Annotated in this window: 20 protein-coding genes and 2 riboswitches; of the genes, 19 read left to right on the top strand and 1 reads right to left on the bottom strand. The window is 67.9% G+C overall.

The features are described 5' to 3' along the window. The first annotated feature begins 2 nt into the window (after window positions 1-2). From ACKY0W_RS10235 to ACKY0W_RS10275, 9 genes are all read left to right on the top strand, one after another. Window positions 3-1,274 carry a PPE family protein gene (locus ACKY0W_RS10235; protein ID WP_409437446.1) on the top strand — a complete coding sequence of 424 codons (1,272 nt, stop codon included), beginning with the start codon at window positions 3-5 and terminating at the stop codon, window positions 1,272-1,274. A 5-nt stretch (window positions 1,275-1,279) separates the two neighbouring features. After that, window positions 1,280-2,629 (top strand): PPE family protein, encoded by a 1,350-nt coding sequence (locus tag ACKY0W_RS10240; protein WP_409437719.1) that lies wholly within the window; start codon window positions 1,280-1,282, stop codon window positions 2,627-2,629. 125 nt (window positions 2,630-2,754) lie between these two features. Beyond that, a riboswitch (M-box (ykoK) riboswitch) is annotated at window positions 2,755-2,940 on the top strand. Window positions 2,941-3,377: 437 nt separating this feature from the next. Next, window positions 3,378-4,580 (top strand): PPE family protein, encoded by a 1,203-nt coding sequence (locus ACKY0W_RS10245; RefSeq protein WP_409437447.1) that lies wholly within the window; start codon window positions 3,378-3,380, stop codon window positions 4,578-4,580. Between the two features lie 21 nt (window positions 4,581-4,601). Then, window positions 4,602-5,312 carry an MgtC/SapB family protein gene (locus ACKY0W_RS10250; protein WP_409437448.1) on the top strand — a complete coding sequence of 237 codons (711 nt, stop codon included), beginning with the start codon at window positions 4,602-4,604 and terminating at the stop codon, window positions 5,310-5,312. Between the two features lie 56 nt (window positions 5,313-5,368). Beyond that, complete coding sequence (locus tag ACKY0W_RS10255; RefSeq protein ID WP_409437449.1) at window positions 5,369-6,292, top strand: sterol desaturase family protein; 924 nt, start codon at window positions 5,369-5,371, stop codon at window positions 6,290-6,292. Window positions 6,293-6,412: 120 nt separating this feature from the next. After that, the gene (locus tag ACKY0W_RS10260) at window positions 6,413-6,964 is read left to right on the top strand and encodes a LysM peptidoglycan-binding domain-containing protein (protein WP_406757274.1); all 552 of its coding nucleotides are present in this window, start codon (window positions 6,413-6,415) and stop codon (window positions 6,962-6,964) included. A gap of 116 nt (window positions 6,965-7,080) precedes the next feature. Continuing rightward, window positions 7,081-7,755, top strand: coding sequence for a hypothetical protein (locus tag ACKY0W_RS10265; RefSeq protein ID WP_409437450.1), 675 nt, complete (start codon window positions 7,081-7,083; stop codon window positions 7,753-7,755). Beyond that, complete coding sequence (locus ACKY0W_RS10270) at window positions 7,752-8,252, top strand: VOC family protein (protein ID WP_409437451.1); 501 nt, start codon at window positions 7,752-7,754, stop codon at window positions 8,250-8,252. Before ACKY0W_RS10265 ends, ACKY0W_RS10270 begins: the two co-directional genes overlap by 4 nt. Before the next feature lie 52 nt (window positions 8,253-8,304). Beyond that, window positions 8,305-9,756, top strand: coding sequence for an FAD-binding protein (locus ACKY0W_RS10275; protein ID WP_409437452.1), 1,452 nt, complete (start codon window positions 8,305-8,307; stop codon window positions 9,754-9,756). A gap of 83 nt (window positions 9,757-9,839) precedes the next feature. On the opposite strand, the gene ACKY0W_RS10280 is transcribed toward ACKY0W_RS10275, so the two are convergent. Beyond that, window positions 9,840-11,774 (bottom strand): ABC transporter ATP-binding protein/permease, encoded by a 1,935-nt coding sequence (locus ACKY0W_RS10280; RefSeq protein WP_409437453.1) that lies wholly within the window; start codon window positions 11,772-11,774, stop codon window positions 9,840-9,842. A 184-nt stretch (window positions 11,775-11,958) separates the two neighbouring features. On the opposite strand from ACKY0W_RS10280, the gene secA2 reads away from it, so the two are divergent. From secA2 to ACKY0W_RS10330, 10 genes are all read left to right on the top strand, one after another. Continuing rightward, complete coding sequence (gene secA2, locus ACKY0W_RS10285) at window positions 11,959-14,319, top strand: accessory Sec system translocase SecA2 (protein ID WP_409437454.1); 2,361 nt, start codon at window positions 11,959-11,961, stop codon at window positions 14,317-14,319. A gap of 9 nt (window positions 14,320-14,328) precedes the next feature. Continuing rightward, on the top strand, window positions 14,329-14,931 hold the full coding sequence (locus tag ACKY0W_RS10290) for a CDP-alcohol phosphatidyltransferase family protein (RefSeq protein WP_409437455.1): 603 nt from the start codon (window positions 14,329-14,331) through the stop codon (window positions 14,929-14,931). Then, window positions 14,924-15,853, top strand: coding sequence for a DUF881 domain-containing protein (locus tag ACKY0W_RS10295; RefSeq protein ID WP_409437456.1), 930 nt, complete (start codon window positions 14,924-14,926; stop codon window positions 15,851-15,853). The genes ACKY0W_RS10290 and ACKY0W_RS10295 overlap by 8 nt, the downstream gene beginning before the upstream one ends. An 88-nt stretch (window positions 15,854-15,941) precedes the next feature. Beyond that, a complete protein-coding gene (locus ACKY0W_RS10300; protein ID WP_046189077.1) occupies window positions 15,942-16,274 on the top strand; it encodes a small basic family protein in 333 nt (110 codons plus the stop codon). Between the two features lie 5 nt (window positions 16,275-16,279). Beyond that, window positions 16,280-17,053 carry a DUF881 domain-containing protein gene (locus ACKY0W_RS10305; protein ID WP_406757166.1) on the top strand — a complete coding sequence of 258 codons (774 nt, stop codon included), beginning with the start codon at window positions 16,280-16,282 and terminating at the stop codon, window positions 17,051-17,053. Between the two features lie 28 nt (window positions 17,054-17,081). Beyond that, window positions 17,082-17,486, top strand: coding sequence for a glycine cleavage system protein GcvH (gene gcvH / locus ACKY0W_RS10310; RefSeq protein ID WP_406757165.1), 405 nt, complete (start codon window positions 17,082-17,084; stop codon window positions 17,484-17,486). A gap of 175 nt (window positions 17,487-17,661) precedes the next feature. Then, the gene (gene garA / locus ACKY0W_RS10315) at window positions 17,662-18,147 is read left to right on the top strand and encodes a glycogen accumulation regulator GarA (RefSeq protein WP_406757164.1); all 486 of its coding nucleotides are present in this window, start codon (window positions 17,662-17,664) and stop codon (window positions 18,145-18,147) included. Next, a complete protein-coding gene (locus ACKY0W_RS10320; protein ID WP_409437457.1) occupies window positions 18,147-18,884 on the top strand; it encodes a MerR family transcriptional regulator in 738 nt (245 codons plus the stop codon). The genes garA and ACKY0W_RS10320 overlap by 1 nt, the downstream gene beginning before the upstream one ends. A 124-nt stretch (window positions 18,885-19,008) precedes the next feature. Beyond that, the gene (locus ACKY0W_RS10325; protein ID WP_409437458.1) at window positions 19,009-19,503 is read left to right on the top strand and encodes a bifunctional nuclease family protein; all 495 of its coding nucleotides are present in this window, start codon (window positions 19,009-19,011) and stop codon (window positions 19,501-19,503) included. Between the two features lie 232 nt (window positions 19,504-19,735). Then, on the top strand, window positions 19,736-20,371 hold the full coding sequence (locus ACKY0W_RS10330) for a MerR family transcriptional regulator (RefSeq protein ID WP_406757161.1): 636 nt from the start codon (window positions 19,736-19,738) through the stop codon (window positions 20,369-20,371). 209 nt (window positions 20,372-20,580) lie between these two features. Further along, window positions 20,581-20,678, top strand: a riboswitch (glycine riboswitch). Window positions 20,679-20,713 lie beyond the last annotated feature (35 nt).

The raw sequence follows: 20,713 nt of genomic DNA on the forward strand, positions 1-20,713 counted from the left end.
CCGTGTCGGGCGGGGAGTTCGCAGCCTTGCCACCTGAGGTGAACTCTGCGCGGATGTACGCGGGTCCGGGAACCGGCTCGATGCTGGTTGCGGCCGCGGCATGGCGCGGGCTGGCCGGAGAGCTCAGCGCTGCGGCTTCGGCCTACCAACAGGTGGTCTCCGGCCTCACCGGGCAGAGCTGGTTCGGCCCGGCATCGCAGTCGATGGCTGCCGCGGCTGCGCCGTACGCGAACTGGCTCGCCACCACCGCGGTATCGGCGGAGCAGGCGGCGAGCGTGCTGCTGCAGGCCGTGAGCGATTTCGAGCAGGTGTTCGCAGCGACGGTGCCACCCACGGCGATTGCCGCCAACCGCAGCCTGTTGGCGGTCCTGGTTGCCTCCAACACGGTGGGGCAGAACACGGCCTCGATCGCCGAGACCGAGGCCGACTACAACCAGATGTGGTTGCAGGACGCGATGGCAATGTACGGCTATGCGGCCCGCTCGGCAGCCGTGACAGCCGTGACGCCGTTCACCGCGCCGCCAACGGTCGTTGACCCGGCCGCCGTACCCGCCCAGGGTGTCGCAACGGGACTGGGTACCTCGGGCAGCACCCATGCCCAGCTCTCGGAGATGCTCGGCGCGAGTCCGCACGAGTTGCAGGGCCTTTCTGCCGCGGGAAGCGCGCAGGCCGCCCCGACCGACCCGGTGTCACAGACCGCGTCCTATATCGAGACGTTGGCGCGGTCGGTCCTGCCCGCCAACGACACCAACATCTCGGTGCTCTACGGGATGGGCCAGTATGCGCGCAATCTCAACACCGACCTCGACATCTCCCAGGCCACCGGCGGCCGAGCCGGATTCGGTTCCGGTACAACGATCTCCACGTCAATCGCGGGCGCCGCCCGGCCGGTGGTGGCCGCGAGCACCGGGACCGCGGGTGCGGTCGGACAGCTTGTGGTCCCGTCGGCCTGGACCGACTCCGTGCCCGAGGCAGGGAGCACCGCGACCGCCGCGCCCGCGACGCCACCGGCAGCGTCGGTCGCCCCGGCGGGACCAGTGGCGGCGGCGGCTGTTGCCGGGCGCGCAGGCCAGCGGAGCGGGCGGGCCGAGAGCCACAGCGAGTGGACCACCGCTGAGCTGCTCGGAACCAACGAGGTGCGGCACTGGCATGCCGAACCGGGTGAGCTCAAGGGCCTGCTGGGCGAGGTGGCCGCACAACCCGGTGTCCATGAGGTGTACTTCGACGCCGATCAACCGGCGGGCTCGTGCGGCGGTCCCGGGGACAGGGGGTGAGCGAGATGGATTTCGCCGCGCTGCCGCCAGAGGTCAATTCCGGACGCCTGTATGCCGGGCCGGGCTCGGCGCCGATGCTGGCTGTCGCGACGGCGTGGGCACGGGTGGCATCCGAAACCGCTTCGGCTGCCGGGGTTTATCAGTCGGTGCTGACGGGATTGCTGGGCGAGGGGTGGCTGGGACAGGCCGCGGGCTCGATGGCCGCCGCTGTCACACCGTACGTGGAGTGGCTCAATGCGAGCGCGGAGCTCGCTGAACAAGCTGCGGCCCGCGCCACCGCGGCGGCGGCAGCCTTCGAAGAGGCGTACTCGGCCATTGCGCCGCCACCGGTGATAGCAGCGAACCGCAGCGCGCTGGTGACGCTGGTCGCAACGAACGTTTTCGGCCAGAACACTGCAGCCATCGCGGCGCTCGAGGCCGAGTATGCGCAACTGTGGGTTCAGGACGCCGCGGCCATGTACGCCTATGCGGCCCAGTCGGCGGCCGCGACCGGGCTGGCCCCGTTCGCCCAGCCGCCGGCCACCACCGATCCCTCGGGGTTGGGCGGGCAGGCGGCGGCGGTCGCCCACGCGACCGCAAACAGCGAACTGTCGCGGTTGATCAGTGCGATCCCGCAGGCGTTGCACGGACTTGGTCAGGCGGCGGCTTCGCTGTCGCCCCCGGCGGCGCAGGCGAGCGCGCCAACCCTGTCACAACTGGTCTCCTACTTATTGATCCTGCCGAAGAGCATTGTGCCGTTCAACGACGCCATCAAATCCGTTCTGTACGGCATGATCCAATACTCCCGCAATCTCACCACCGACCTGGACATCGCGGCCGCTACCGGAGGAAGGGCCGGATTCGGTTCTGGGGCTTCGGCATTGGCTGCTTCAGGGCAGGCCATGGTGCCGCCGGCTACCGGCGCCGGGTCGGTATCCCCGCCCCCGAGTGTGGCGGGAACGGTTGGCAGGCTCAGCGTTCCGCCGAGCTGGACGACCACCGCGCCGGTGGCCAATCTGGCCGCCGCCGCGGTGCCGGCCGCCGGGGTAGCGGGGGCGCCGGCCGCTGCGGCCGCCGCGACCGGGGTCCCCACCGGCGTGTTCGCCGATATGACGCTGGCGAGCCTGGCGGGCAGGGCGCTCACCGGCGCAGCCCCGCGCGGCGGGCCCGCCGCGGCTATGAACGGACATGCACAGAGCCGACTGGAACGCCTGGTCACCGAACTGGCCGGCACCACTGAGGTGCAGCATTGGCACGTCGATCCCAACCGCCTCGACAGCCTGCTCGAGGAACTCGCCGAGCAGCCCGGCGTGCACGCCGTTCACGTCAACCCGGACGGTCAAAGCGGTGCCGGAACGGATCGGCAGCCGGGCTGACTCCGGTGCGACTTCTCTCCGAGGGCAAGCTCTTTCGAATCCGGAGCGGAGCGGTGGACGGCGGCTGGCAGGCGACCCGCCGCGTCCGATTGACCCTGTCACCGCACTGGTGCACTATGGTTAAGCAAGCACCTCGTTAGGTGAGGCGTCTGCACGGATATAGGCCACTGACCCCGAACGTCGAAAGACGCCCCGGGTCAGGACAGCTCCTCCCGGATTAAGGGTTGAGCCCAAGTGGCTTCCGGGTTTGCACATTTGCGCAGGCCAGGACACGCCGTGCAGTGCCGAAGCTCTGACGAGAGGGGTGCGGATCTCGGTTGTCGCCGGGTAACTTCACCTCGTCGTGCATAAGTGCAGGCACCCGCGCGTGCCCAGACCGAGAGGAGGTGAGAGCGACATTGAGTCCGAGTGATAGTTCCTATCCGAGATCGATGTTCGTCTCCTTCGATCTCGGTACTGCTTTCACCATCTGATTCGCACCGGCGCTGAACTCGTCGACTGGCGTACCTTTCCGAAGCGGAAGGCGCCAGGCTTCGGCATGCCCTGAAATTGCTTGGTAGCTCGATCTTTTCGTCGAGCAGGTGAGCGGTTCGGCATGACTGGCTCCGGCATGTCGCTATGACCGCTGTCCCGATTTCTCCGGCCGTCTGGATTACGGCTGCAACGCATATCGGGCATCGAGCGTGCCTGCACAACTCACCCAAAGACCAGCAATTCACGGCGAAAACCATCAAAAGGGAGCAATACCATGGACTTCGGAGCATTCCCGCCGGAAATCAACTCAGCGCGTATCTACACCGGGCCCGGTTCGGGGCCGATGATGGTCGCCGCCGGCGCCTGGGACAAGATGGCCGCCGAGCTCAGCTCGGCCGAGGCCGCCTACCAGGGCGTCATCAACGGACTTGTCAGCGAAGGCTGGATGGGGCCGGCGTCCAACGCGATGGCCGCCGCGGCCGCACCGTATGCCGTATGGATGGGCGCCACCGCAGCCAAGGTGGAGCAGGCGGCCATGCAGGCCAAGGCGGCGGCCGCGGCATTCGACGCGGCATATGCGATGACGGTTGCACCGCCGCTGATCGTCGCCAACCGGTCCCAGCTCGCGGCACTGGTGGCCACCAACTTCCTCGGCCAGAACGCCGCGGCGATTGCGGCCACCGAGGCGCAGTACGGCCAGATGTGGGCGCAGGACGCCGCCGCGATGTACGGCTACGCGGCGTCGTCGGCGGCAGCCACCAAGGTCACGCCGTTCACCTCTCCGCGTGAGGTCGCCGATCCTTCGGCGCAGGGCGCGCAGCAGGGCGCGGTCAGCCAGGCCGCCGGTACGGCCGCCACGTCGAATGCGCAATCCGCAGCATCCCAGGCGCTTGCGAACACGCCGAACACACTGCAGAGTCTGGCGTCGCCGCTGCAGGGAGCTGCTGAGGCCGGTGGAGGCGCAGTCGAACCGCCGATCAGCACGGGTGACCTGACGAACGGAATAACCAACCTGATGAGCAGCTCGTTCAGCCCGATGGGCGCAGCTGCGATTTCCAGCTTCGCTGCCGACATGGCGGTGGTGCGTGGTGCTGCCATCGCCGCCGGTGACCCGCTGGGCTTGGGTGCCATCGACCCGTTCACGCCCATGCTCGGCGGGCTGGGCGCTGGATTGGGCAACGGAATGCACGGGTTGGGTGGTCTGGGCACCGCCTCAGCGAGCATGGGCCACGCCGCTTCAGTCGGTGCACTGTCGGTTCCGCAGACGTGGGCTGCGGCCGTACCGGCTACCGCAGCTCCGGGTACCTCGGTCGCGGCCACCGGCTGGACGGTCGCCGCGCACGCACCGGAGGCCGGCGCCGCCGGTATGCCCGGCGTGCCGCTGGCGGGCGCGGGACAGGGCCGCAATTACGGTTTCGCCGCCCCGCGATACGGCTTCAAGCCCACGGTCATGGCTCGGCCGGTAGTCGCCGGCTAGCCATGTGTCATCGTTGAGATCATGCAGACGCTGAGCGTCGCCGAGTTCACGTTGCGACTGGCTGTCGGGCTGGGCTGCGGTGCACTGATCGGGCTGGAACGGCAGTGGCGTGCGCGCATGGCGGGTCTGCGCACCAACGCGCTGGTCGCCGCCGGTGCGACGCTGTTCGTGCTGTACGCCGTCGCCGTGGAACCCAGCTCCACCCGGGTCGCCTCGTACGTGGTGTCGGGGGTGGGCTTCCTCGGCGGCGGGGTGATCCTGCGCGAGGGGTTCAACGTCCGCGGCCTCAACACGGCGGCCACGCTGTGGTGCTCGGCTGCCGTGGGCGTGCTGGCGGCGGCCGGATTCCTGGCGTTCTCCCTGATCGGGACCGGCGCGATCGTCGGCACCCATCTGCTGCTGCGGCCGTTGGGTCGGCTCATCGACCGTGATCAGCACGTGGAGGAAGACGAACCGCAGTCTCCGTATGAGGTGCAGGTGATCTGCCGGCCGAAGTCCGAGAAGTACCTGCGCGCCCAGATCGTGCAACACACCGCCAGTAACGACCTGATTCTGCGGGGGATTCACACCGTTCGCGCCGGCGAGGACAACATTGCGCTCACCGCGTCCATGCTGTCGGACAGCCGGGCGCCGGACCGGCTTGAGCGACTGGTCGGCGAACTGTCGCTGCAGCCGGGCGTCTACGCGGTGCAGTGGCACGCCGAGGACCAGTCGTCGTTGTCATCGGACTGAACGGGGGCGCCGCCGAGTCCGGCATCGCTAGGCTGGTGATCCGGAGGTAGCAGGCGGTGGATGCGATCGCGGGTGTGTGGTCGGTGTTGCCCGGGCCGATGCGTGACCCGGTTATATTCGCGGTGCCTTTTTTCCTCCTGCTGCTGAGCCTGGAATGGTTCGCCGCGCGCAAGCTCGAGCAGGTCGACTCGGAGAGTGTGCCCGCCGGTGCCTATCGCACCGAGGACGCCTGGGCGAGCATCTCGATGGGCCTGGTGTCCATGGCCACCACCGCGGGGTGGAAGTTCGTCGCGCTGCTCGGCTACGCGGCGATCTACACGTATGTGGCACCGTGGCATCTGTCGCCCGCGCGCTGGTACACCTGGGTGATCGCACTGGTCGGTGTGGACCTGCTCTACTACAGCTACCACCGCATTGCGCATCGGATCCGGTTGATCTGGGCGACGCACCAGGCGCACCACTCCAGCCGCTACTTCAATTTCGCCACCGCGCTACGTCAGAAGTGGAACAACAGTGGCGAGATCTTGATGTGGATTCCCTTGCCGCTGTTGGGCATTCCTCCGTGGATGGTGTTCGCCAGCTTTTCGGTGAGCCTGGTCTACCAGTTCTGGGTGCACACCGAGCGAATCGACAAACTGCCGCGGGCAGTCGAGTTCGTCTTCAACACTCCGTCGCACCACCGGGTGCACCACGGCATGGATCCCGAGTACCTGGACAAGAACTACGGCGGAATCCTCATCATCTGGGACCGGATGTTTCGCAGCTTCGCCCCCGAGCGGTTTCGGCCGCACTACGGGCTGACCAAGCCGGTCGACACCTTCAACATCGTGACCCTGCAATTCCATGAGTACGCCTCGATCGTCGCCGATGTGCGCGGCGCGACCCGATGGCGCGACCGGCTGGGTTACATCTTCGGGCCGCCCGGCTGGCAGCCCATGGCCGCGGAACCGGCCGGAGCTCCGGTACCGAGACTGCGCTGACGTAATGCGGGGCACTCCGGCGGGTGTTCGCCTAGGCTGACTAACGTCGCATCCGAGCGACAACGCCCGACGATTCAGGTCGCGGCGTGCCGATGAGAAGGGGACAACGTGGCACAGAGCTTGGGAGACACGCTCACTGCAGGAAAGAAACTCGTCAAGGGCGAGTCGCTGACCTCCAACAACGGGGCCTACACCCTGACGCTGCAGGAGGACGGCAACCTGGTGTTGGCGGCGCGAGGCAAAGCCATCTGGTCATCGGGCACCAACGGCAACGACGTGGTGCGTGCCGAGGTCCAGACGGACGGCAACTTTGTGCTGTACACCGCCGACAAGCCGATCTGGCACACCGACACCAAGGGCAAGAAGGACGTCAAGCTGGTCCTGCAGGACGACCGCAACGTGGTGCTCTACGCCGCCGACGGCGCGGCCTGGTCCACCAAGACCGAGACCGACGCCCCGCCGCCCGAGGAGCCCAAGGCCGAAGAGGCTCCGGCTCCCGTGGAGGAGGCAGCACCCGCGGCGCGCACGTACACCGTGGTCGCCGGTGACACCCTGTTCGCCATCGCCGAGCGGTTCTACGGCGACGGCAACAAGTACCCGCAGATCGCCGAGGCCAGCGGCATCGCCAACCCCGACCTGATCCACCCCGGTCAGGAGCTGACGATCCCCTGATCGCCGCGCAACGCCGACGCGGCGGCCCGGATCCCCAGGGGCCGGGCCGCCGCGCTGCGCCGTGGTGGCATGGTCCGGCCGGACCGAAACCGGCCCTCAACGATAGGAGTCGACGGTTGCGCAGGCTCGTTGCGCGGGTGCTGGCGGTGTTGTTGGGGGTCGGCGCGGCTGCTGCCGGCCCGACGGTCGCCACGGCCCGAGCCGATCGAGTGCTGGTGTTCCCGGGCATGGAGATCCGCCAGGACACCCATGTCTGCACTCTCGGCTACGTCGACCCGCTGCTGCGGGTGGCCTTCACCGCCGGTCATTGTCGGGGGAGCGGAATCGTCACAGACCGGGGCGGCACGGTGATCGGTAGGTTGGCGACTTTTCGTGACAACACACCCAATGGTTCGACGGTCAACACCGACCAGGTGATCGCCGACTACGAGGCGATCGAGTTGGCCGACGACGTCGATGTCAACGATGTCCTGCCGGATGGTCGGCACCTGCAGGCCGGCCCGGACGACAGCCTTGAGCCCGGCGAGCCGGTCTGCCACTTCGGCATTGTCACCGGAGAAACCTGCGGCACCGTCGAGCGGGTCAACAATGGCTGGTTCACCATGAGTCGCAGTGTTCGCAGTCAGCAGGGTGACTCCGGCGGTCCGGTGTATGCGCTGCGCGACGGTGGCTCGGCCCGGATTGTCGGACTGTTCAACAGCATGTGGGGCGACTACCCCGCTGCGGTGTCGTGGCCGGCGATCTCCCAGCAGGTCCGCGAAGACGTCGGCGTACCGACCCCGCTGTCGTGACGCCGACGCCGCGCCCGCCCATCCAGATCGCCTGGGTCACAGGCGATCTCGATGCCACGGCATCGATGCTGACCGCGTTGCTGGGCGTTCGGAAATGGGTCCGCATGCCGGGGGTGCACTTCGCCCCGGACACCTGCAGCTACCTGGGCGAGCCGGCTGATTTCGTCGCCGACATCGCGCTGAGCTATGCCGGAGACATGCAATTGGAGCTGATCGCACCGGTGCGCGGGCACAGTCTCTACGACGACTTCCTCCGTGACCGCGGGTCGGGCCTGCACCACGTCTGCATCGAGGCCGAGGACCCCGAGACCTTCGAAGTTATGCTGAACGACGCCGCCGAGCGGGGCGCCCAGGTCGTTGCCCGGGGCGTGATGCCCGGAGGCATGCAATTCGCGTACGTCTCAGCTCCGGACGCCGGCATCCCCTACCTGGAGATCGCCTACATCCCGGCCGAGATCCGAGCGGTCTTCGACTACATCAAACAGGAGCAGCGGTGAACACCGCAGCGGCGCCGATGACGAGCGCCGGCGACGAGGAGGAGTGGCGGCAATGAGCACCCAGATCCCGGATATCACCAGCGCCGAAACGGTTTCGGAATGGTCCGACGAGTTCGACGTCGTGGTGATCGGCTTCGGCATCGGTGGCGGCTGCGCGGCCGTCACCGCGGCGGCAGCCGGGGCCCGGGTGCTGGTGCTGGAGCGGGCCGCCGAGGCCGGCGGCACGACCGCCATGGCCGGTGGTCACTTCTACCTCGGCGGGGGCACCGCGGTCCAGCAGGCCACCGGGCATGCTGACTCGGCCGACGAGATGTACAAGTACCTCGTCGCGGTGTCGCGCGAACCCGAGCACGACAAGATCCGGGCCTATTGCGACGGCAGCGTCGAGCACTTCAACTGGCTTGAAGACTTGGGGATTGCGTTCGAGCGCAGTTACTACCCGGAGAAGGCCGTGATCCAGCCGAACACCGAGGGGCTGATGTTCACCGGCAACGAGAAGGTGTGGCCGTTTCTGAACGAGGCCGTTCCGGCGCCGCGTGGGCACAAGGTCCCGGTTCCCGGTGACACCCAGGGCGCCAAGATGGCGATCGACCTACTACTTAAGCGGGCCGACAGCCTCGGGGTGACGATCCGCTACGAAACCGGTGCCACCGGTCTGGTCACCGACGCCGCCGGCGCCGTCGTGGGTGTCACGTGGAAGCACTTCACCGAAAGCGGTGTCATCAAGGCGAAATCGGTGGTGATTGCCGCCGGTGGCTTCGTGATGAACCCGGAGATGGTCGCCCAGTACACGCCGAAGCTGGCGGAGAAGCCGTTCGTGCTGGGCAACACCTACGATGACGGCCTGGGCATCCGGATGGGGATGTCGGCGGGCGGCGCCACCAAGCACATGGACCAGATATTCATCACCGCGCCGGTCTATCCGCCCTCGATCCTGCTCACCGGGATCATCGTCAACAAAGAGGGCAAGCGTTTCGTCGCCGAGGACTCCTACCACTCCCGTACGTCCGGGTTCGTCATGGACCAGCCCGACAGTGCGGCGTTCCTGATCGTCGACGAGGCCCACATGCGCAAGCCGCAGGTGCCCTTGGTGCCCCTGATCGACGGGTGGGAGACAGTGCCGGAAATGGAAGCCGCACTGGGTATTCCGGAAGGAAACCTGGTGGCGACCCTGGACCGTTACAACACCCACGCGGCGCAGGGGCAGGACCCGGACTTCCACAAGCAGCCGCCGTTCCTGGCTCCGCAGGACACCGGACCGTGGGGCGCGTTCGACCTGTCGCTGGGCAAGGCGATCTACGCCGGCTTCACCATCGGCGGGCTGGCGACCTCGGTGGACGGCGAAGTGTTGCGCAGCGACGGCCAGCCGATCCCGGGCCTCTACGCCGCCGGCGCCTGTGCGGCCAACATTGCCCAGGACGGCAAGGGCTATGCCAGCGGAACCCAATTGGGGGAGGGCTCGTTCTTCGGCCGCCGCGCCGGGGAGCACGCGGCAACTCGCTAGCGCCCCGCCCTACGCGCCCAGCGTCCCTACCCTCCGTCGAGCGTGAAGGTGGCTTCACGTTCGGCGAAGGGGGGAGGCGGCGGCTAGACCGGGGTGAGGTCCCAGCGGCCCTGGCCGAGCAGCTCCAGCACGTGCTTGTGGTGCTGGCGGACCGTGTGACGGTGGCTCACGCTGACCAGGATGGTGTCGGGCAGCTCGGAGCGCAGCAACCGATACAGCGTCAGCTCCAGCCCCTCGTCGAGGGCCGACGTCGACTCGTCGAGGAACGCGGCCTTGGGCCGGGTCAACAGGATTCGGGCGAACGCCACTCGCTGCTGCTCACCGGGTGAGAGCACCTTGGCCCAGTCCTCGACGTCATCGAGCCGGTCGAGAAGATTCGGCAGTGACACCTTGACCAACGCTTCGGTGATCTCGGCGTCGGAGACCTCGCCGACCGACAGCGGGTAGGAAACCACCGCGCGCAGGTCGCCCAGCGGGATGTAGGGCAGCTGCGAGATGAACATGGTGGCGTTGACCGCATCGGGGCGCCGCAGGGTTCCCGACGCGTACGGCCACAACTGGGCCAGGCTGCGCAGCAGCGTCGTCTTGCCGCTGCCCGACGGTCCGGCGATCATCAGGGCGTCACCGATGCCCAGCTGCACGTCGAGCGCTTCGATCAGCGGGACACCCTCGGGGTTGCGCACCTCGACACCCTCAAGGGCCACCGTGCCGTCCGGGCTGGGTTTGACCAGCAGCTCGGGAAGGTCCCGGGCCTCGCGGTTGGCTTCCACCAGCCCGTGCAGACGAATGATCGAGGCCCGGTAGCCGGCGAAGTTGTCGTAGGCGTTGCGGAAGAACGACAGTGAGTCAGAGATGTTGCCGAACGCCGACGCGGTCTGCGCCACGCCGCCGAACATGATCTGCCCGGAGAACAGCCGTGGTGCCTGGATCACCCAGGGCAGCGGCACGATCGCCTGGCTGACCGACAGGTTCCAGCCGGAGAACCCGATGGTCCGGTTCACGAACTTCAGATAGTTGGCGATGATCGCGCGGAACCGCGTCCGCAGCTGGACCCGCTCGGCCAGCTCGCCCCGGTAGAACGCCACCGATTCGGCGGCGTCGCGCACGCGCACCAGCGCGTACCGGAAGGCGGCGTTGGTGAGCTCATTGCGGAAACTCAGCCGGATCAGGGGACGGCCGATCCAGAACGCGACGACGGTCGCGATGGCCACGTAGACCAGCACGATCAAGAACATCGCCCGCGGAATGTCGAACCCGAATACGGTCAGCGTGCCCGACAGGTTCCACAGGATGGCGGTGAACGACACCACCGTGACCATGGACTGCACGGCGCCGAACAACAGCGTGCTGCCGGTGCCGTTGGCCGGTGCGTTGACGTTGGCGCCGTTGCCCGCGGTGAAGATGTCGATGTCCTGCTGAATACGCTGGTCCGGGTTGTCGATCGCGCCTTCGATGGCTTCGCCGACGGCCGGGTCGAGCGGCGTCTTGACGAAGTGGGCCCGGTAGTAGGCCCGCCCGTCCAACCAGTCCCCGGTCAGTCGCTCGGTGAGCCAGCTGCGCCAGTTCACCATGAAGTGCTGGGTCAGATAGATGTCGAGCATCACCCGTGCCACGTGCAGCACGGCCATCACGCTGAAGATGCCGATCGACATCCAGAATCCGTGTACGCCCGACTGCTTGATGGCCTCGTCGCCCCCGGCGGCGCCCTGGAAGGCGGTCTGCAGCGACGAGTACATGTCGTTGCCCTGGAAGCTGAACAACACGTTGAGCCGGACGGCGGTGATCACCGACAGCAGCAGCACGCCCAGCATCAGCCAGACGCGGAGGCTCTCGCGCCCGGTGAAGTAGGCGCCGCTGATCTCCCAGAACTGGCGTCCCCATCGGGTGCTGACCCGCAGCAGGGCGGCCACAGCGAGCACGCTGACGGCGCTGATGGTCCAGGCCAGGGCGATCCACACCAGGGAATCGGGCAGCGCGTGCGCCCAGTCGATGGATGGGTTGAACAGCTTCGAGTCCACTGCCGATGTCTCCTTGCCGTTCGCTATCGCCGCAATCGCATCGCGGCCGGTATCCGAATCGAGAAATCCCGTGCGAAACCTACCGCAGCAGTGCGGCGTCGCGCCGGATAAGCCTTGCCCGTCGCCCCGCCGACGCGATGGTGCCCCCGGCTTGCAGGCGGTGGCCACCGCGTACCGTTGTGCTGTGGCTAACACCTCCAAGACTGTCTCCGCAACGCGAACCAAATCGGGTCGGCTCAGCGGGAAATTCTGGAAACTGCTGGGCGCCAGCACCGAGAAGAACCAGAGTCGTTCGATGGCCGAGGTCACGGCCGCCGGCGAGTACGCCAAGAAGGCGGCCGGACTCGACGATGAGCAGCTGCGCAAAGCCGCGCAACTGCTCAAACTCAAGGAGCTGGCCGACGCCTCGGACATCCCGCAGTTCTTGGCAATCGCCCGCGAGGCCGCCGAGCGCAGCATCGGGCAGCGCCCGTTCGATGTTCAGCTGCAGGGCGCGCTGCGGATGCTGGCCGGCGATGTGGTCGAGATGGCCACCGGTGAAGGCAAGACGCTCTCCGGCGCGATCGCCGCCGCCGGCTACGCCATCGGTGGCCGGCACGTGCACGTGGTCACCATCAACGACTACCTGGCCCGCCGCGACGCCGAGTGGATGGGCCCCCTGCTGGAGGCTCTCGGGGTTACCGTCGGGTGGATCACCGAAGACTCCACGGCGGCCGAGCGCCGTGCGGCCTACAAGTGCGACGTCACCTACGCGTCGATCAACGAGATCGGATTCGACGTGCTGCGGGATCAGCTGGTCACCGATGTCGACGACCTGGTCTCGCCCAACCCCGACGTGGCGCTGATCGACGAGGCCGACTCGGTGTTGGTCGATGAGGCGCTGGTGCCGCTGGTGCTGGCCGGCACCACCCACCGGGAGACGCCCCGGATGGAGATCGTCGAGCTGGTCGGACGACTCAAGCCCGGAGTGGACTACGACTCGGACGAGGACCGGCGCAACATCCACCTCACCGAGGTGGGGGCGAACAAGGTCGAGAAGGCGCTCGGTGGCATCGACCTGTACTCCGAGGAGCACGTGGTCTCCACGCTGACCGAGGTCAATGTCGCTCTGCACGCCCATGTACTGCTGCAGCGCGACGTGCACTACATCGTCCGCGACGGCAAAGTGCAGTTGATCAATGCCTCGCGCGGCCGGATCGCCGCCCTGCAGCGCTGGCCGGACGGCCTGCAGGCCGCGGTGGAGGCCAAGGAAGGCATCGAGACCACCGAGACCGGTGAGGTGCTCGACACCATCACGGTGCAGGCGCTGGTCAACCGGTATCCGACCGTGTGCGGCATGACCGGTACGGCGTTGGCGGCCGGTGAACAGTTGCGGCAGTTCTATCAGCTGGGGGTCTCGCCGATCCCGCCGAACATGCCCAACATCCGCGAGGACGAGGCGGACCGGGTCTACATCACCGCCGCGGCCAAGAACGACGCGATCGTGGCCCACATCGTTGAGGTGCACGCCACCGGACAGCCGGTCCTGGTCGGCACCCACGACGTCGCCGAGTCCGAGGAACTACACGAGCGGCTGCGCAAGCGCGGTGTTCCGGCGGTGGTTCTCAACGCCAAGAACGACGCCGAAGAGGCCACGGTGATCGCCGAGGCCGGCAAGCTCGGGGTGGTCACCGTCTCCACCCAGATGGCCGGCCGCGGCACCGACATCCGCCTGGGCGGATCCGAAGAGGCCGACCATGACGCGATCGTCGAACTGGGCGGCTTGCACGTGATCGGTACCGGCCGACAGCACACCCAGCGTCTCGACAACCAGCTGCGGGGCCGGGCCGGCCGTCAGGGCGACCCGGGGTCGTCGGTGTTCTTCTCCAGCTGGGAAGATGAGGTCGCCGCGACCAACCTGGAAGCCAACAAGCTCCCGACCGAGACCGACGACGACGCGCGGATCCTCAGTCCCAAGGCGTCCGGGTTGCTCGACCACGCGCAGCGCATCGCCGAGGGCAAGCTGCTCGACATCCACGCCAACACCTGGCGGTACAACCAGCTGATCGCCCAGCAGCGAACCATCATCGTGGAGCGGCGCAACACACTGCTGTCCACCCCGGCGGCGCGCGAGGAGCTGGCCGAGCTCACCCCGAAGCGCTACGCCGAGTTGAAGGCGCAGCTGGGGCAGAACGGGGAAGACGGCGAAGCCAAGCTGGAGAAGATCTGCCGGCTGATCATGCTCTATCACCTGGACCGCGGCTGGGCCGACCACCTCGCGTACCTGGCCGACATCCGGGAGAGCATCCACCTGCGGGCACTGGGCCGGCAGAACCCGCTCGACGAATTCCACCGGTTGGCACTGGACGCGTTCGCCTCGCTGGCCGCCGACGCCATCGAGGCCTCCCAGCAGACGCTGGAGACCTCGGATTCGATCGAGTCCGAGCCGGGTATCGACCTGTCGAAGCTGGCCCGGCCCACCTCGACGTGGACCTACATGGTCCGGGACAACCCGCTGAGCGACGACAGCATGGACGCGCTGAGCCTGCCCGGGATCTTCCGCTAGGGGGTCGGAATGTCTGCCGGGTCCGGCTCCGACCGCGTCCAAGACCGGGTGCTCACGGTGCCCAACGTCATCAGCCTGGCCCGTCTCGGGCTGATCGGCGTCTTTCTGTACCTGCTGCTGGTCACGCGGGCGGACGGGCCGGCGGTGGCGATTCTGATGCTCAGCGGCGCCTCGGACTGGGCCGACGGCAAAGTGGCTCGGCTGTTCAACCAGTATTCGAGGCTGGGCGCCCTGCTCGATCCGGCGATCGACCGGCTCTACATGATCACCATTCCGGTCGCCTTCGGGATGCGCGGACTGGTGCCCTGGGCGATCATCGGGGTGCTGTTGGCCCGGGACCTGCTGCTGGCCGCGACACTGCCTGCACTGCGTAGCCGGGGCCTGACCGCGCTGCCGGTGACCTATATCGGCAAGGCGGGCACCTTCGCGCTGATGTCGGCGTTTCCGTTGATCCTGCTGGGGCAGTGGGACCAGCTGTGGAGCCGTGTGGTGCTCTCGGCGGGCTGGGGTTTCCTGCTCTGGGGCTTGGGAATGTACCTGTGGGCGTTCGTGCTGTATCTGATCCACGTGGCCCTGGTGGTCCGCACGATGCCGAAGGTGGCCGGTGGCTGAACCGTTCTTCGCGCTGAGCGGATACGACTCCCAGGGTGCGGGCGCCCACCAGGCCGGCCGGCCGCGGAAGTTCGCGGTGCCGTCGCTGCTGCGTTCGCTGCTGTCGGAACATCTCGACCCGGGCTATGCCGCCGCGGCCGCCCGGCGTGCACGCCGGACCGCGCCCCCCGCGGCCACCACCCGGGTCGCGGGATGGGCCTGGGAGGCGGTGGCGGCGCTGCTGGTGGCGACGGTGTTCGCCGTGGCGGTGGCGCAGGCGCGGTCGGTGGCGCCCGGGGTGCACGACGCCCAACAGGTGCTGGCGACGAACGTCCGATCGGCCGAAGCCGTGACCGGCAAGCTGGCTGACAAACGTGACACGTACTCCAACCGCGTCGACGACTTGCGCCGGCACCGGCTGGCCGACGACGCCCAGGGGCAGCGGGTGCTGGCCGGCCTGGATGCGCTCAGCCTGGAGGCTGCCAGCACCCGGGTGGCCGGCCCCGGGGTGACCGTCACGGTGACCGATCCCGGCGCCGGGCGAAATCTCTCCGACGCGTCCAAACAACGGGTGTCGGGCAGCCAGCAGATCATCTTGGACCGCGACCTGCAGCTGGTGGTCAACTCGCTGTGGGCCAGCGGGGCCGAGGCGATCGCCGTCGGCGACGTCCGCATCGGCCCCAACGTCACGATCCGCCAGGCCGGCGGCGCCATCCTGGTCGACAACAAGCCGATCAGCAGTCCCTATGCGCTGCAGGCCATCGGGCCGCCACAGCAGTTGCGCGATTCCTTCGACCGCAGCCCGGGGCTCTACCGGCTGCGGCTGTTGGAGGCCTCCTACGGGGTTGTGGTGCGGGTCGACGGCCGCGGCTCGGCCGACATCACGCTGCCGGCTGGATCGGTGCGAGATGTCCGGTTTGCCAAACAGATAGGGGCATCGTGACGCAAGCTTGCGCTGCGGGCCGCGGCTTGGTGGTCGTGGCCGTTGCGGCCCGCACGGGTCCGGTTCGGGAGGCTGGAGTGGTTTCGCAATGATCGGTATCGCCGCGCTGATCGCCGGGATTGTGCTGGGGCTGGTGTTTCATCCCAGCGTGCCGGAGGTGGTTCAGCCCTATCTGCCGATCGCCGTGGTGGCGGCGCTGGACGCCGTGTTCGGTGGCCTGCGTGCCTACCTGGAGCGGATCTTCGACGCGAAGGTGTTCGTCGTGTCGTTCGTGTTCAACGTTCTGGTGGCCGCACTGCTGGTCTACCTCGGCGACCAGCTGGGGGTCGGCACGCAGCTCTCGACCGCGATCATCGTGGTGCTGGGCATCCGCATCTTCGGCAACGCGGCGGCACTGCGGCGACGACTGTTCGGGGCCTGACAGGCATGTCCAGCACCGACCCGGCATCGCACGGCCGCCACGAGCGGCCGCAGCCGTCACCGCAAGACGGTGTGCCGCCGCCGCGCGGCCGCTCCGGGCCGTTGTTCAGCGTGCTGGGGATGCTGCTGTGCCTGTTGTTGGGCGTGGCGATTGTCACCCAGGTTCGCCAGAACGACTCCCAGGACGCACTGGAGACGGCTCGGCCGGCCGACCTGCTGGTGCTGCTGGACTCGCTGCGTCAACGCGAGGCCACGCTGGGCACCGAAGTCGCCGAACTGCAGCAGACGCTCAACGCCCTGCAGGAGTCCGGCAGCAGTGACCAGGCCGCTATCGAGAACGCCCAAGCGCGGCTCGCCGCCCTGGCGATCATGATCGGCACCGTGGGTGCGGTCGGCCCCGGCGTCGTGGTCACCGTCGAGGATCCGGCCCGCGGTGTCGCACCCGAGACGATGCTCGACGTGATCAACGAGCTGCGGGCGGCCGGCGCCGAGGCGATGGAAGTCCGCGACGGCACGAAGGCGGTGCGCATCGGAGTGGACTCGTGGGTTGCCGGCACGCCCGGCGCGCTGGAGTTCGATGGCACCGCGCTGACGCCCCCGTATTCGGTTCTGGCGATTGGGGATCCCCCGACTCTGGCGGCCGCGATGAACATTCCCGGCGGGGCGGTCGACAGCGTCAAACGCCTCGGCGGCGCCATGGCGGTGCAACAGGCCGACCGCGTGGAGGTGACCGTGTTGCGGCAACCGAAACCACGCCAATACGCTCAGCCAGTCAAGTGAGCCCGACAGCGCAAGGAGCACGATCACCGTGAGCGACGTTCCATCCGACCTGTACTACACCGCTGAGCACGAGTGGGTTCGCCGCACCGGCCCGGACACCGTCCGGGTGGGTATCACCGACTTCGCGCAGGCGGCGCTGGGCGACGTGGTCTTCGTACAACTGCCCGCCGCGGGCACCGGGGTCACCGCGGGCGAGGCCTTCGGCGAGGTGGAGTCGACCAAGTCCGTCTCCGACCTCTACGCGCCCATCACCGCGTCGGTGAGCGCGGTCAACGCCGACCTGGACGCGAACCCGCAATTGGTGAACTCGGACCCGTACGGTGCCGGCTGGCTGCTGGAACTTCAGGTGGCCAACGCGGATTCGGCGGCTCTGGACCAGAGTCTGTCGGGTCTGTTGACCGCCGACGCCTACCGGGCGACGTTGTCGGAATGACGATTGTTAGCCTGCCTGCCGGGACGCGCCGGGTATCCGGCGACACGATCCCGCGGTGCGGGGGACATGACGGACCGCTGCGCGGTACGGTCGACTCAACGATTCAGGGTTGGGCGCAACACATGTCCGGCAGGCGCGACCAGGTAGCAAAACAGCGGCCAGTGAGGAGTAGCGGGTGACGGAGAAGGACCCGGCGACGGGGCAAGACCAGGCAGGCGACGAGGTCACCGTGGAAACCACATCGGTTTTCCGCGCCGACTTCCTCAACGAACTCGACGCTCCCGCGCAGGCGGGCGGCGAGAGCCTGACCTCGGGCGTGGAGGGGCTGCCCCTGGGGTCGGCGCTGCTGGTCGTCAAGCGGGGTCCCAACGCCGGATCGCGGTTCCTGCTCGATCAGCCGGTCACAGCTGCTGGTCGGCACCCCGACAGCGACATCTTCCTCGATGACGTCACGGTGAGTCGTCGTCACGCCGAGTTCCGGCTGGAAGGCAACGAGTTTCAGGTCGTCGACGTCGGCAGTCTGAACGGGACCTACGTCAACCGGGAGCCGGTCGATTCGGCGGTCCTGGTCAATGGCGACGAGGTCCAGGTGGGCAAGTTCCGCCTGGTGTTCCTGACCGGCCCGAAGACGGGTGAGGCAGAGGCCGGGCCGGGCAGCTAATGACCGCGCCTGACAGCCCTGAACTGGCCGGGATGTCAATCGGAGCGGTGTTGGATCTGCTTCGGCCGGAGTTTCCCGACGTCACGGTCTCCAAGATTCGCTTCCTGGAGACCGAGGGGCTGGTCATGCCGCAGCGGGCGGCGTCGGGCTACCGTCGATTCAGCGCGTACGACTGCGCTCGGCTGCGTTACGTGCTGACCGCGCAACGCGACCAGTACCTGCCGCTGAAGGTGATCAAGGCGCGGCTGGATGCCGAACCGGACGGCGCGCTGCCCTCACCGGAGTCGCCGTACCCCACGCCGCGGCTGGTCTCAGCCGGCGGCGACACCGCCCACAACGGGACGGCGCTGCCTGCGCCGCCCCGGCAGGTGCGGCTGAGCCGCGAGGATCTGCTGGCGCGCTCGGGCGGCGACGACGCGCTGCTGACGGCGTTGGTGCGATCGGGCGTGATCACCGCCGGGCCCGGTGGGCTGTTCGACGAGCACGCGGTGGTGATCGTCCAGTGCGCGCGGGGGTTGGCCGACTACGGCGTCGAGCCGCGGCACCTGCGGGCGTTCCGCTCGGCGGCCGACCGGCAATCCGACCTGATCGCCCAGATCGCCGGTCCGCTGGTCAAGGGGGGCAAGGCGGGCGCACGTGACCGGGCCGACGACTTGGCCCGCGAGGTTGCGGCGCTGGCGATCGCCCTGCACACCGCGCTGCTCAAGTCGTCGGTACACGACGTACTGCACGGCTGAGGACTAGACTTCGCCTCGGCGGCTAGTTGCGCGGCATACGGTTGTCCGACCGAGGGTTTCGCAGCGAGTCATACTGGGACGACAAGGACTTTGGGACGCAGCGAACGCGGAGGGCTGACTGGAGATGGGTGAAGTACGCGTGGTCGGCATCCGCGTCGAGCAGCCGCAGAACCAGCCGGTGTTGCTCCTGCGTGAAGCCGACGGTGATCGATATCTCCCGATCTGGATCGGGCAGGCCGAAGCCGCCGCCATCGCCCTGGAGCAGCAGGGCGTGGAGCCGGCCAGGCCCCTGACCCACGACTTGATCCGTGACCTGATCGGCGCACTCGGGCATTCGCTCAAGGAGGTCCGAATCGTCGATCTGCAGGAGGGCACCTTCTATGCCGACCTGATCTTCGACCGCGACATCACGGTGTCGGCGCGCCCGTCGGACTCGGTGGCCATCGCCTTGCGGGTGGGGGTGCCGATCTATGTCGAGGAAGCGGTGCTGGCCGAAGCGGGCCTGCTGATCCCCGACGAGAGCGACGACGAGACCGCCGGCGCGGTGCGCGAAGACGAGGTGGAGAAGTTCAAGGAATTCCTCGATAGCGTGTCGCCCGACGATTTCAAAGCAACCTGACTCGGCGCGGCGGACTCAGCCTCGTCACAGATCCGTTTCATCTCTCGCGGCCAGCGCGACACGCCCGAACGAAAGCAACACGCGCAAAACCGGGCCCCCATACTTGAGCCACGGCGGGAACAACTGCACGGCAGCTCGTCGGACGGCGTATGCTCACGACCAACTCGGGCAAGAGCAAACGCGGCCACCGGCCAGCCAGTGGCAACGAGCGCGATCGGCGAGAGGAAGCAGCGTGGGCGACCAACCGGGGCAGGATCAGCTGGACTACATGGGTCAGTCCGACCAGGGTGACCGTGACGTCCCTGCGGCCCCTTCCAGTGCTGGCCAACCGGTACAGGGCGGACTGTTCCCGGACGACTCCGTTCCGGACGAGCTTGTCGGTTACCGCGGCCCCAGCGCCTGCCAGATCGCCGGCATCACCTACCGCCAGCTCGACTACTGGGCCCGGACCTCGCTGGTGGTGCCCTCGATCCGGGGCGCGGCCGGCTCGGGCAGCCAGCGGCTGTACTCGTTCAAAGACGTCCTGGTGCTCAAGATCGTGAAGCGACTCTTGGACACCGGCATCTCTCTGCAGAACATCCGGATCGCCGTGGACCACCTTCGTGAGCGCGGTGTCCAGGATCTGGCCAACATCACGCTGTTCTCCGATGGCACCACCGTGTACGAATGCACCTCGGCCGAAGAGGTCGTCGATCTGCTGCAGGGCGGCCAGGGCGTGTTCGGCATCGCGGTGTCGGGCGCGATGCGTGAGTTGACCGGCGTCATCTCCGATTTCCCCGGGGAGCGCGCCGACGGCGGCGAGTCGATCGCCGCGCCGGAAGACGAGCTGGCCAGCCGCCGCAAGTTCCGCGACCGCAAGACCGGCTAGAGCTTCCCAGGGCCTCCTGGGGCTTCCTGGGGCTTCGCAGCCAACGAAACTCGTTGGGGCGCGCGGCTTTTATCCGATCCAGTCTTAGCTGTCCACTTCGCTGATCCGGCGCCCAGCGTCTTTCACCCGTTCGGTGCGGCCAATCTGCGCGCGGTAGCGGGCTTCGACGTCGGCGGACCGAGGTTCGGCGGGTAGTATTGGGTCCGCATCAGCCTTGCGCGGGAGAGTTCCGTGGCAGCCAGCCGCGGACGCCGAAGGAGCAATACCTCTCCGTCAACCTCTCAGGCACCCGGACCGCGCCGGCATTGATGCCTCTGGAAAGCGGTGACGCCCATTCGGGTA

Origin of the sequence: Mycobacterium sp. SMC-14 (assembly GCF_046250075.1) — a bacterium.
In the GTDB taxonomy this organism is placed as follows: Bacteria; Actinomycetota; Actinomycetes; order Mycobacteriales; family Mycobacteriaceae; genus Mycobacterium.